The sequence below is a fragment of the Kitasatospora sp. MAA19 genome, from assembly GCF_029894125.1.
Classification (GTDB): domain Bacteria; phylum Actinomycetota; class Actinomycetes; order Streptomycetales; family Streptomycetaceae; genus Kitasatospora.
Genome location: NZ_JARXYZ010000003.1, coordinates 386,438 through 398,898, shown reverse-complemented (window position 1 = coordinate 398,898; position 12,461 = coordinate 386,438). Strand labels below are relative to the sequence as shown.

Here is a 12,461-nt window from a genome sequence, read left to right as displayed (position 1 = left end):
GTACCCATACCAGCCAGCCTCCGACGGCACCCGCCCCCGCCTGCGGGAACCCCGGATCGGGGCGACCGGAACGCACCGAGCCCCCGGCGCGGACGCCGGGGGCTCGGTGGCTGTGAAGTTGTCTGTTAAATGTTGCTACTTCGTCAGGTCCGGACCGGACGAGGCAACCGCGGCCGGGGTGTCCGCGACGGCCGACTTCTCCTCACCGCGGAAGGTGAACTTGGCCTCCTTGCCCTCACCCTCGACGTCGACGACGACGATGTGGCCGGCCCGCAGCTCGCCGAAGAGGATCTTCTCGGAGAGGTGGTCCTCGATCTCGCGCTGGATCGTGCGGCGCAGCGGACGGGCACCCAGGATCGGGTCGTAGCCGCGCTTGGCCAGCAGCTTCTTGGCCTCGACGCTGAGCTCCAGGCCCATGTCCCGGTCCTTGAGCCGCTCGTCCACCTTGTCGATCATCAGGTCGACGATCTGGATGATGTCGTCCTCGGACAGCTGGTGGAACACCACGATGTCGTCGACGCGGTTCAGGAACTCGGGGCGGAAGTGCTGCTTGAGCTCGTCGCCGACCTTCGCCTTCATCCGCTCGTACCCGCTCTGGGTGTCACCCGTGGCCGCGAAGCCCAGGTTGAAGCCCTTGGAGATGTCCCGGGTGCCGAGGTTGGTCGTCATGATGATGACGGTGTTCTTGAAGTCGACCACGCGGCCCTGGGAGTCGGTCAGGCGACCGTCCTCCAGGATCTGCAGCAGCGAGTTGAAGATGTCCGGGTGGGCCTTCTCGACCTCGTCGAAGAGGACGACCGAGAACGGCTTGCGGCGGACCTTCTCGGTCAGCTGGCCGCCCTCCTCGTAGCCCACGTAGCCGGGGGGCGAACCGAAGAGCCGCGAGACGGTGTGCTTCTCGGAGAACTCGGACATGTCGAGCGCGATCAGCGCGTCCTCGTCCCCGAAGAGGAACTCGGCGAGCGTCTTGGACAGCTCGGTCTTACCGACACCGGACGGGCCGGCGAAGATGAACGAGCCGCCGGGGCGCTTCGGGTCCTTGAGGCCCGCACGGGTGCGCCGGATGGCCTGGGAGAGCGCCTTGATGGCGTCCTTCTGGCCGATGACGCGCTTGTGCAGCTCGTCCTCCATGCGCAGCAGACGCGAGGTCTCCTCCTCGGTCAGCTTGAAGACCGGGATGCCGGTGGCGGTGGCCAGGACCTCGGCGATGAGCTCCTCGTTGACCTCCGCGACGACGTCCATGTCGCCGGCCTTCCACTCCTTCTCGCGCTTGGCCTTGGCCTGCAGGAGCTGCTTCTCGTCGTCGCGCAGGGACGCGGCCTTCTCGAAGTCCTGCGCGTCGATCGCGCTCTCCTTCTCGCGGCGCACGTCGGCGATCTTCTCGTCGAACTCGCGCAGGTCCGGCGGCGCGGTCATCCGACGGATCCGCATTCGCGAGCCGGCCTCGTCGATCAGGTCGATCGCCTTGTCCGGCAGGAAGCGGTCCGAGATGTACCGGTCGGCCAGGGTGGCGGCGGCGACCAGCGCGGCGTCCGTGATGGAGACCCGGTGGTGGGCCTCGTAGCGGTCGCGCAGACCCTTGAGGATCTCGATGGTGTGCGGCAGCGACGGCTCGGCGACCTGGATCGGCTGGAAGCGGCGCTCCAGCGCGGCGTCCTTCTCCAGGTGCTTGCGGTACTCGTCCAGGGTGGTGGCACCGATGGTCTGCAGCTCGCCGCGGGCCAGCATGGGCTTGAGGATGCTGGCGGCGTCGATGGCGCCCTCGGCGGCGCCCGCGCCGACCAGGGTGTGCAGCTCGTCGATGAACAGGATGATGTCGCCGCGGGTGCGGATCTCCTTGAGCACCTTCTTCAGGCGCTCCTCGAAGTCACCGCGGTAGCGCGAGCCGGCCACCAGGGCGCCCAGGTCCAGCGTGTAGAGCTGCTTGTCCTTGAGCGTCTCCGGGACCTCGCCCTTGACGATCGCCTGCGCCAGGCCCTCGACCACGGCGGTCTTGCCCACACCGGGCTCGCCGATCAGGACCGGGTTGTTCTTGGTGCGGCGGGACAGCACCTGCATGACCCGCTCGATCTCCTTCTCGCGCCCGATGACCGGGTCGAGCTTGGCCTCGCGGGCGGCCTGGGTGAGGTTGCGGCCGAACTGGTCCAGGACCAGCGAGGTCGACGGGGTGCCCTCGGCGGGACCGCCGGCCGTGGCCGACTCCTTGCCGCCGCCGGTCTGGTAGCCGGAGAGCAGCTGGATGACCTGCTGGCGCACCCGGTTGAGGTCGGCACCCAGCTTGACCAGGACCTGGGCGGCGACGCCCTCGCCCTCGCGGATCAGGCCGAGCAGGATGTGCTCGGTGCCGATGTAGTTGTGGCCGAGCTGCAGCGCCTCCCGGAGCGACAGCTCCAGGACCTTCTTCGCCCGGGGGGTGAAGGGAATGTGACCGGACGGGGCCTGCTGGCCCTGGCCGATGATCTCCTCGACCTGCTGGCGTACGGCCTCAAGAGAAATCCCGAGGCTCTCCAGGGCCTTTGCGGCGACGCCCTCGCCCTCGTGGATCAGACCCAGGAGGATGTGCTCGGTGCCGATGTAGTTGTGGTTGAGCATCCGGGCTTCTTCCTGAGCCAGGACGACAACCCGCCGCGCGCGGTCGGTGAACCTCTCGAACATCGTTTATCGCTCCTCAGAGCGGTCGGGCAGTTCGGGGTCGGTCCCCGCCCTGTCCTTCCGCATGCTAGTCCCGCTCAGCGGCGCGGCCCACGGATTCACTCCCCGGTACGGGAGCGAGATGCTGCGCGACCAGCCGACACCAATCCCAACCTGATGCTGGGAAACGGTGTTCCCACAGGTGGCCCGGATGCACCGGATACCGCTACGCCATCGGCGAACAAGAACCGCCGGGACGGAGCCGGGCCGTCTCCGGCCGGTCACGCATACTGCCCCTGGACAGGTCGACGAACCCGTCCACCTGCATTCATACCCGGTATCGGGGCGGTTCTCGCGCAGTTTCCGCGGTGGCGGTGTTCGCCTGGCGAGAAGTCGCGCCGCGGGGACGGCCGTTCAGTGCGGCCGGTGCGGCCGGTACGCCACCCGGTGGTGTCGGCGTTACCGCTCCGCCTCTACAGCGTTGCACGGGTTGTGATTGTTCCGCCGCCCGGACGCCCCCCGGTCCCGGCGGCCCCGCGCCCCTGCGGGTGCGCGCCGCGGGGCGCGGAGGAGAGTCCTCCGCGCCCCGCGCGTGTGTCGTCGGCGCCCTGTGCGGCCGCCGTGGCCCCGCGCCCGCTCCGGCGTTCCGGTGGCGCCGGGGTCAGGACGCGTTGGCGTCCTCGTAGGCCTGGCGCACGTTGCTCGGCACCCGGCCGCGGTCGTTGACCTCCATGCCCTGCTCCTTGGCCCACGCGCGGATCTTCGCGGTGTCCGGCGCGCTGCCCGAGGGGCGCGGCGCGGTGCCGCGGCCCGGGCGCCGGGCGCCTGCGAGCCGGCCGCTCTGCTTGCGGCCCTTCTCCACGTACGGCGCCAGCAGACCGCGAAGCTTGTCCGCGTTGGCGCTCTTCAGGTCGATCTCGTAGGCAACGCCGTCGAGCGCGAACGTCACCGTCTCGTCCGCCGAACCGCCGTCGAGATCGTCTTCAAGAATGACCTGCACCCTCTGTGCCACGGGCTTCCCTTTCCGCTAAACGACCCATTGCCTAAGGAAAGGAAAGCGCCTTTCTCCGGAAAACACAAACCCTTGACCGGCGCGGGAGCGGTTCAGAGGTGCAGCAGCATGCGCGAGTTGCCCAGTGTGTTGGGCTTCACCCGCTCCAGGTCAAGGAACTCCGCGACACCTTCATCGTACGAGCGGAGAAGTTCCTCATAGACATCCGTAGCGATCGCCGCCGGGTCTGTCGTACCATCATCGGTTTCCTGAAGCTCACCGATCTCGACGAAACCGTGTTTCGCGAAGAACGGCACCTCGAACGTCAAGCAGAAAATCCGACGGACGCCGAGCCAGCGCGCCGTCTGCAGCAGCTTGTCCAGCAGCAGATGCCCGACCCCGAAGCCCCGGCAGGACGGGTCGACCGCGAGCGTGCGGACCTCGGCGAGGTCCTCCCACATCACGTGCAGGGCGCCGCAGGCCACCACCGTGCCGGTGTCGTCGCGTTCCGCGACCCAGAACTCCTGGACGGATTCGAACAGTGTGACTGTGGGCTTGTCGAGCAGAATGCCGTCGCGTGCGTAGGCGTCGATGAGCCCGCGCACGGCCCGCACGTCCGTGGTCCGCGCACGGCGGATGGTGACCTCCATGGCGGGGACGTTATCGCGTCGCGCCCGGCGCGGTCTCCCCGGTATCCGGCCCCGGCTCCGCGGAATCGGCGGGCGGCGGATCGGGCGGGAACAGAGCGGAGACCCGCAAGGCGTCCCGGAGTGCCTCGCGCTGCCCGGGGGACATCAGGCCGAAGAAGTGCACCAGGGCCGCCGCCGGATTGTCACTGGTGGCCCACGCGTCGTTCATCAGCGCCGCGGTGTACGCCTCGCGGGACGAGACCGGTTCATATCGATAGGCCCGGCCGACCCGCTCACGGCGCAGCCAGCCCTTTCTGTGGAGCTTGTCCAGGACGGTCATCACGGTGGTGTACGCGATTTCGCGTTCCGACCGCAGATCCAGGAGAACCTCGCGAACCGTCACCGGTCGGTTCCACCGCCACACCCGGGTCATGATGGCGTTCTCAAGTTCGCCGAGTTGCCGGACCATAGTGCGGCCAGGATAGGGAGTGAATGGGGCAAATCTTGTGAAGTGCGCCAAACCGGCGCGCCGCCACCCCCGGAATCGGGAATGGCGGCGCACCGTTCGTTCGGGCGGCTGACGGCGTCAGTCGCGGGTTCGCTCGCGGGTCAGTCGAGGTCTTCCTTGGCCTTCTGGGCTCCGCCCTGGCTGCGGATGATGGCCCGCACCAGGAATCCGAAGCCGATCGCCATGACCAGCGGCGGCACGATCGCGCTGACGTAGTCCATCAGGTCACTCCTCCTCGGTCTTCTCCGCCGTCACGGCGGAAGCCTTCGCCTCCGGCTTCACCAGCGGGAAGAGCACGGTCTCCCGGATGTTCTTGCCGGTCAGCAGCATGATCAGGCGGTCCACCCCGAGGCCGAGGCCACCGGTCGGCGGCATCGCGTACTCCAGGGCCCGCAGGAAGTCCTCGTCGATCTGCATCGCCTCGACGTCGCCGCCGGCCGCCAGCAGGGACTGCGCGGTCAGGCGGGCGCGCTGCTCGACCGGGTCGACCAGCTCGGAGTAGGCGGTGCCGATCTCGGTCCCGAAGATCACCAGGTCCCACTTCTCGGCCACGCCCGGCACCGAGCGGTGCTGGCGGGTCAGCGGGGAGACCTCGGTCGGGTAGTCCTTGATGAAGGTCGGCCGGACGGCGTTCTCCTCCAGCAGGCGCTCGACCATCTCCAGCACGATCTGGCCGTGGCCCCAGTCCTTCTCGAACGGGATGCCGTGGTCGAAGGCCAGCTTGCGCAGCTCCTCGACGCCGGTCTCCGGAGTGACCTCGACGCCCAGGTGGGCGGAGATGCCCGGGTACACGGAGACCTCCTCCCACGGCTCGGCCAGGTCGATCTCGTGCTCCACGCCGTGCGCGTCCACGCCCTTGATGACCGTGGTGCCCAGCGCGTCCCGGGCCGCGTTCACGATCGTCTCGCGGATCAGCTCGGCCTGGGTGTCGTAGTCGCCGTACGCCTCGTACGACTCCAGCGAGGTGAACTCCGGGTTGTGGGTGGAGTCCGCGCCCTCGTTGCGGAAGTTGCGGTTGATCTCGAAGACCTTCTCGGCGCCGCCGACCACCAGCCGCTTGAGGTACAGCTCGGGGGCGATGCGCAGGTAGAGGTCGATGTCGTACGCGTTGATGTGCGTCTTGAACGGGCGCGCGTTGGCACCGCCGTGCACCGGCTGCAGCATCGGGGTCTCGACCTCGATGTAGCCGCGGTCCTCGTAGGTGCGGCGGATCGAGCGGACCACCTTGCTGCGCAGGTGCAGGATCTCGCGGGCCTCGGGGTTGACGATCAGGTCGACGTACCGCTGGCGGACCCGGGCCTCCGGGTCGGTCAGGCCCTTGTGCTTGTCCGGCAGCGGGCGCAGGCACTTGGCGGTGAGCTCCCAGCGGTCCACCATCACCGACAGCTCGCCGCGCTTGGAGGTGATCACCTCGCCCTCGACGCCGACCTGGTCGCCCAGGTCGATGTCCGCCTTCCAGGCCGCCAGCCGCTCCGCGCCCAGCTTGTCCAGGGAGAACATCACCTGGAGGTCGCCGGTGCCGTCGCGCAGCGTGGCGAAGCAGAGCTTGCCGCCGGTGCGGGAGAGGATCACCCGGCCGGCGACGCCGGCCCGCTCGCCGGTCGCGGTGTCGGGCTCCAGGTCCGGGTGCTTGGCGCGCAGGTCAGCGATGGTGCTGGTCCGGGGGAAGCCGACCGGGTAGGGGTCGACACCGGCCGCCCGAAGCCGGTCCAGCTTCTCGCGCCGGACGCGCATCTGCTCGGGAAGGTCGTCGGTCGCGGGGATGGGGCTCTGATCGCTCACCCCACAAGGGTAGCCAGCCACACACCGTGCTCCGCCACGGGATAACGCAAGAGGGGAGACCGCGTCGGCGGTCTCCCCTCACGGGCGGGGGCGGCTCAGCCCGTGCCGGTGGCGAGTTCGATGTCGTCGGGGGCCGGGGTGGCGGGGGGCGTGGGGTGGGTGGGGGGCTTGGGGCGGCGGCCGAAGAGTTCGGCCGGGGTGGGCATCCGGCGCGTCCGGGGCGGGGTCTGGGGGGCGGCGGGCCGCTCGGCGGGGGAGTCGGTGCTGCTCATCGTGATCCGTCCTCCAAGAGGGGTGGGGAAACTGCTCGGGGGTGCGGCGGGGCTCGGTACGGCGACGAGGTGGCGGTGCTGCCCGGTGGTGAGGGCGAGCCGCTCGCGGACGGCGGCCTCGGCCAGCGCGTGGCAACGGCCGGCCAGCCGGGAGCGGCGGGCGCGTTCGCTGTGGCCGCAGGGCTGGCGGGTCAGCCCGCGCAGCGCGGTGAGGTCCTCGGGGCCGGGCAGGTAGCCGTCGGTCACGGCCTCCTCCAGACGCTCCAGGTAGCCGGGGGCGCTGCCGGGCAGGGCGGCCCGGTAGCGCCCGAGGTCGGCGAGCAGGAAGGCGCGCAGTCGGCCGCCCTCCTGGACGGCCTCGTCGATCGCCTCGGTCAGACGCAGCGCGTCCTGGACGTCCTCCGCCCACAGCTCGGCGCCCGGACCGGCGAACACCGGACGGTCGGGCCCCTGGAGGTGGACGGGGACGGCGGGGTGGAGGGCTTGGGCGAGGGCGCGGCGCAGCACGCGGACTTCGTCGGCGCTGAAGGCCATGCCGCCGCGCGATCCGTGTGGCGTAGGCATGGGCTGACACTACGTGAGGAATATCCGATTTGTCGGTAACGTCACGCCGACGCCCCGCGTTCGGCCCGGTGGAATCGGCCGCCGGAGTGGGAGGACGTCCTGGGGCGGGGGTCCTGAGGCCTGCTCAGGTGGTGGGGCGGTTGCGCTCGTAGACCAGGCGCAGGCCGATCAGGGTGAGCCAGGGCTCGTGGACGTCGATGGTGGTGGCCTCGCCGAGGACCAGCGGGGCCAGGCCGCCGGTGGCGATCACCTGGACGTCGTCCGGGTCCTTGGCGAGTTCCTTGGCCATCCGGTCGACCAGGCCGTCGACCTGGCCCGCGAAGCCGTACAGGATGCCGGACTGCATGCCCTCGACGGTGTTCTTGCCGATCACGTTGCGCGGCCGGGCCAGCTCGATCTTGCGCAGCTGGGCGCCGCGGACGCCGAGCGCCTCCACCGAGATCTCGATGCCGGGGGCGATCGCGCCGCCCACGTAGTCGCCGCGGGCGTTGACGGCGTCGAAGGTGGTGGCGGTGCCGAAGTCGACCACGATGCACGGGCCGCCGTACAGGTGGTTGGCGGCCAGCGCGTTCACGATCCGGTCGGCGCCGACCTCCTTGGGGTTGTCCATCAGGACGTGCACCCCGGTCTTCACGCCGGGCTCCACGATCACCGCGGGGACGTCGCCGTAGTAGCGGCGGGTCACCTCGCGGAGCTCGTGGAGCACGGCGGGAACGGACGAGCAGATTGCCAGGCCCTCCACCGAGGCCTCCCGCACCGCGGTGTGGTTGCCCATCAACCCCTGCAGCAGCACCGCCAGTTCATCGGCCGTGCGGCGCGGGTCGGTGGAGATCCGCCAGTGTTCGACCACTTCCTCGCCGTCGAACAGGCCGAGCGTGGTCTGGGTGTTGCCGACGTCGATGGTGAGGAGCATGGGGCGCTTTCTGCGAGTCGGGACGAAGGTCAGGCGCGCAGGTCGAGGCCGATGTCCAGGATCGGCGCGGAGTGGGTGAGCGCGCCCACGGCCAGGTAGTCGACACCAGTCTGGGCGACCTCGCGCGCGGTGGCCAGGGTCAGACCGCCGGAGGCCTCCAGCTTCGCCCGCCCGGACACCAGCTCGACGGCCTCCTTGAGCTGCGCGACGGGGAAGTTGTCCAGCAGGATCAGGTCGGCGCCGGCCTCCAGCACCGGCGGGATCTGCTCCAGGGTGTCGACCTCGACCTCGACCGGCAGGTCGGGGTAGGCGGCCTTGACGGCCCGGAACGCCTCGGCCACGCCGCCGGCCGCGACCACGTGGTTGTCCTTGACCAGGGCGGCGTCGGACAGCGCCATCCGGTGGTTGGCGCCGCCGCCGCAGCGCACCGCGAACTTCTCCAGCGAGCGCAGGCCCGGGGTGGTCTTGCGGGTGTCCCGGACGACGGCGCCGGTGCCCTCCAGGGCGTCCGCCCAGGCGCGGGTCGCGGTGGCGATGCCGGACAGGTGGCAGAGCAGGTTGAGCGCGCTGCGCTCGGCGGTGAGCAGGTCGCGGGTGCGGGAGCGGACCGAGAGCAGCACCTGGCCGGCCTCGACCCGGTCGCCGTCCTGGACGTGCCGCTCGACCTCGAACTCCTCCTCGCAGACCAGCGAGACGACCGCCTCGGCGACCCGCAGGCCGGCCACCACGCCGGCCTGGCGGGCGGTGAAGTCGGCGGTGGCGACGGCCTCGGCGGGCACGGTGGCCACCGAGGTGACGTCCTCGCCGCCGGCCAGGTCCTCGGCCAGCGCCAGGGTGGCGATGTCCTCGACCTCGATCGGGTCCAGTCCGGCCTGCTCCAGCAGCTCGGCCAGCTGCGGGTCCAGGCCGGTCTCGTAGCCCTCGCCGTCCCCGCAGGCGCAGCCGTCGCCGCAGCCGCCCTGGTCGTCGGCCAGGGGGAGTTCCTCGTGGGAGTGGGTCATGGTTCTACTGCTCCTCAGGGGTGCTGACGGGGTCGCCGGAGGCGGTGAGGGTGGTGATCAGGTGGCGCCGCCAGTGGGCGTCGTCGCGCTCGGGGAAGTCCTCGCGCCAGTGGCAGCCGCGGGTCTCCTCGCGCTGCGCGGCGGCCGCGACCAGCGCGGTGGCGACCAGCAGCAGGTTGGCGGCCTCCCAGGTCTCCACCCGCGGGTCGGCCGGCTTCTCCTCGGCCACGTGGAAGTGGGCCTGCTCGGCGAGCATGGCCAGCCCGGCGGCGGTGTCGGCCATCGAGGCGGCGGAGCGCACCACGCCCGCGCCGCGCGACATCAGCCGCTGGATCTCGGCCCGGGCCTCGGACGGCGGCAGCGGCACCGCCTGCGCGGCCCGCGCCGTGGCGACGTCCACCGTGCGCTCGGGCAGCTCGCCGGCCGTGTGCCGGCCGGCCAGGTCGGCGGCGATCCGCTCGGCGAAGACCAGGCCCTCCAGCAGCGAGTTGGAGGCCAGCCGGTTGGCGCCGTGCACCCCGGTGCAGGCGACCTCGCCGCAGGCGTACAGGCCCGGAACGCTGGTGCGGCCCCGAGGGTCGGTGCGGATGCCGCCGGAGGCGTGGTGGGCGGCCGGGGCGACCGGGATCGGTTCGGTGACCGGGTCGATGCCGTGCGCGCGGCAGGAGGCGAGGATGGTGGGGAAGCGGTGCTCCCACATCTCGGCGCCGAAGTGCCGCCCGTCCAGGTACATGTGCTCGGCGCCCTGCTCCTGCATGCGCCGGGTGATCGCCTTGGCGACGATGTCGCGCGGGGCCAGCTCGGCCAGCTCGTGCTGCCCGACCATGAAGCGGACGCCGTCCGCGTCGACCAGGTGGGCGCCCTCGCCGCGGACCGCCTCGGAGACCAGCGGCTGCTGGCCCTCGGCGTCCGGGCCGAGCCAGAGCACGGTGGGGTGGAACTGGACGAACTCCAGGTCGGTGACGGCGGCGCCGGCCCGCAGGGCCAGGGCCACGCCGTCGCCGGTGGAGACCGCCGGGTTGGTGGTGGCGGAGAAGACCTGGCCCATGCCGCCGGTGGCGAGCACCACCGCGCGGGCCCGGACGGCGCCGACGCCGTCGCGCTGGCCCTCGCCCATCACGTGCAGGGTCAGCCCGGCGGCGTGGCCCTCGGCGTCGGTCAGCAGGTCGAGGACGAGCGCGTGCTCGATCAGCTCGATGTCGGGGTCGGTGCGGACGGCGGAGACCAGGGCGCGCGATATCTCGGCGCCGGTCGCGTCCCCGCCCGCGTGGACGATCCGGCGGCGGTGGTGGCCGCCCTCGCGGGTCAGCAGGATCTCGCCGTCCTCGCCCCGGTCGAACAGGGCGCCGGTGGCGATCAGCCGGCGGACGGCGTCCGGGCCCTCGGTGACCAGGGTGCGGACGGCCTCCTCGTCACAGACCCCGGCGCCGGCCACCAGGGTGTCGTCCAGGTGCTGCTCGGGGGAGTCCCCCTCGCCCAGGGCGGCCGCGATGCCGCCCTGGGCCCAGCGGGTCGAGCCCTCGTCCAGCATCGCCTTGGTGACCACCATGGCCCGCAGGCCGGCCTTGCGGACGTTGAGGGCGACGGTGAGACCGGCCACCCCGGAGCCGACCACGACCACGTCGGTGGTGGCGGTCCAGCCGGGGGCGGGGGCGGTGAGGCGATGCGTGGCGGACATGACGTCAGTGGCTCCTTCAGCGCGCGGCGGTCGGGGCCGCGCCGTTGCCGTCACCGTACGCCTTGTCGCCGCGGAGCAGTCCGGTGCCCTCCGCGGCCTCGGCCGGGTCGCCGCCCAGGCCGGTGATCCGGTTCCGCTCGTCCACGAAGACGATCCGCGGCTCGTAGCCCTTGGCCTCGGCCGTGTCCATCTGCCCGTAGGCGATGAGTATGACGAGGTCGCCGGGGTGGACCAGACGGGCGGCGGCGCCGTTGATGCCGATCACGCCGGAGCCGCGCGGGCCGGCGATGGTGTAGGTCTCCAGCCGGGCGCCGTTGTTGATGTCGACGATGTGGACCAGCTCGCCGGGGAGCAGGTCGGCGGCGTCGAGCAGGTCCTCGTCCACCGTGACCGAGCCGACGTAGTGCAGGTCGGCCTGGGTCACGGTGGCCCGGTGGATCTTGGACTTGAGCATGGTGCGGAGCATGGGGTCACGCCTCCTGTGAGTGCATGCCTGGGGGAACGAGCTGCCGGACGACGGTGGGGACGGGGTCCCGGCGGACTAGCGGACGATGATGCGGACGTTGTCGATCAGGCGGGTGGTGCCCACCGTCGCGGCGACGGCCAGCACCGCCTCGCCCTGGAAGTCCTCCGCCGCCTCGGTGAAGGCGTGCGGGTCGATCAGGGCGAGGTAGTCAAGGGTGACACTCTCGGCCGCGTCCAGGACCGCCGAGGCGGCCTCGCGGACGGCCTTGGGGCCCTGGGCGGCCGCGTCCCGGCCGGCGAACAGGGCCTTGGAGAGGGCGAGGGCCTGCTCGCGCTCCTCGGCGGAGAGGTAGCGGTTGCGCGAGGAGCGCGCCAGCCCGTCCTCCTCGCGGGCGGTCGGCACCCCGACGATCTCGACGTCGAAGTCCAGGTCGGCGACCATCCGCTGGATGACCGCCAGCTGCTGGGCGTCCTTCTCGCCGAAGAAGGCGAAGTCCGGGTCGGTGATGTGCAGCAGCTTGGCCACCACCGTCAGCACGCCGTCGAAGTGGCCGGGGCGGGTGGCGCCCTCGAAGCGCTCGCCCATCGGGCCGGCCGACAGGCGCACCTGCGGCTCGCCGTTCGGGTACACCTCGTCGACGGAGGGCGCGAACACCACGTCGGCGCCGTTCTCCTCGGCCAGCCGCACGTCCTCGTCCAGGGAGCGCGGGTAGCGCTCCAGGTCCTCGGCCGGGCCGAACTGCAGCGGGTTGACGAAGACCGTCACCGCCACCCGGCCGTCCTGGCCGACCTGCTTGCGGGCGGCCCGGATCAGGGCGGCGTGGCCCTCGTGCAGCGCGCCCATGGTCATCACGACGGCGTTGTCGACCGGTCGCTCGTCCGGCCAGAACGCGGCCTCGAAGTCGTCCACGGTGTGGGTGACGACGGCCCGGTGGACCTTCGGCGCCCGCTGGGGCTTGCTTCGCTGGGCCTTGCCCGCCATTCCTGCACTCCTTCGCTCATCGGCTGCGCGAGGTTCCGCCGCCTT

The 12,461-nt window shown here is 71.4% G+C and carries 11 protein-coding genes; all 11 read right to left on the bottom strand.

Annotated features, from left to right (window positions below; all coding sequences use genetic code 11):
* Positions 1 to 135: 135 nt before the first annotated feature.
* The 11 genes from P3T27_RS07465 to panC all read right to left on the bottom strand — a co-directional run bounded on the left by P3T27_RS07465 (position 136) and on the right by panC (position 12,416).
* Positions 136 to 2,655, bottom strand: coding sequence for an ATP-dependent Clp protease ATP-binding subunit (locus P3T27_RS07465; RefSeq protein WP_280675510.1), 2,520 nt, complete (start codon positions 2,653 to 2,655; stop codon positions 136 to 138).
* Positions 2,656 to 3,292: 637 nt separating this feature from the next.
* Positions 3,293 to 3,643 (bottom strand): Lsr2 family protein, encoded by a 351-nt coding sequence (locus P3T27_RS07460; protein WP_280675508.1) that lies wholly within the window; start codon positions 3,641 to 3,643, stop codon positions 3,293 to 3,295.
* A 92-nt stretch (positions 3,644 to 3,735) separates the two neighbouring features.
* Complete coding sequence (locus P3T27_RS07455) at positions 3,736 to 4,272, bottom strand: amino-acid N-acetyltransferase (RefSeq protein WP_280675506.1); 537 nt, start codon at positions 4,270 to 4,272, stop codon at positions 3,736 to 3,738.
* Between the two features lie 10 nt (positions 4,273 to 4,282).
* On the bottom strand, positions 4,283 to 4,720 hold the full coding sequence (locus tag P3T27_RS07450; RefSeq protein WP_280675801.1) for a BlaI/MecI/CopY family transcriptional regulator: 438 nt from the start codon (positions 4,718 to 4,720) through the stop codon (positions 4,283 to 4,285).
* A 264-nt stretch (positions 4,721 to 4,984) separates the two neighbouring features.
* Positions 4,985 to 6,541: a bifunctional lysylphosphatidylglycerol synthetase/lysine--tRNA ligase LysX gene (gene lysX / locus P3T27_RS07445; protein ID WP_280675504.1), complete on the bottom strand. Its 1,557-nt coding sequence runs from the start codon at positions 6,539 to 6,541 to the stop codon at positions 4,985 to 4,987.
* Between the two features lie 95 nt (positions 6,542 to 6,636).
* On the bottom strand, positions 6,637 to 7,377 hold the full coding sequence (locus tag P3T27_RS07440) for a hypothetical protein (RefSeq protein ID WP_280675502.1): 741 nt from the start codon (positions 7,375 to 7,377) through the stop codon (positions 6,637 to 6,639).
* Positions 7,378 to 7,501: 124 nt separating this feature from the next.
* On the bottom strand, positions 7,502 to 8,290 hold the full coding sequence (locus tag P3T27_RS07435) for a type III pantothenate kinase (RefSeq protein WP_280675500.1): 789 nt from the start codon (positions 8,288 to 8,290) through the stop codon (positions 7,502 to 7,504).
* A gap of 29 nt (positions 8,291 to 8,319) precedes the next feature.
* The gene (gene nadC, locus P3T27_RS07430) at positions 8,320 to 9,291 is read right to left on the bottom strand and encodes a carboxylating nicotinate-nucleotide diphosphorylase (protein WP_280675498.1); all 972 of its coding nucleotides are present in this window, start codon (positions 9,289 to 9,291) and stop codon (positions 8,320 to 8,322) included.
* A gap of 4 nt (positions 9,292 to 9,295) precedes the next feature.
* Positions 9,296 to 10,969 carry an L-aspartate oxidase gene (locus P3T27_RS07425; RefSeq protein WP_280675496.1) on the bottom strand — a complete coding sequence of 558 codons (1,674 nt, stop codon included), beginning with the start codon at positions 10,967 to 10,969 and terminating at the stop codon, positions 9,296 to 9,298.
* 16 nt (positions 10,970 to 10,985) lie between these two features.
* Positions 10,986 to 11,435 carry an aspartate 1-decarboxylase gene (panD, locus tag P3T27_RS07420; RefSeq protein ID WP_280675494.1) on the bottom strand — a complete coding sequence of 150 codons (450 nt, stop codon included), beginning with the start codon at positions 11,433 to 11,435 and terminating at the stop codon, positions 10,986 to 10,988.
* Positions 11,436 to 11,510: 75 nt separating this feature from the next.
* Positions 11,511 to 12,416 (bottom strand): pantoate--beta-alanine ligase, encoded by a 906-nt coding sequence (panC, locus tag P3T27_RS07415; RefSeq protein WP_280675492.1) that lies wholly within the window; start codon positions 12,414 to 12,416, stop codon positions 11,511 to 11,513.
* Positions 12,417 to 12,461: the final 45 nt, after the last annotated feature.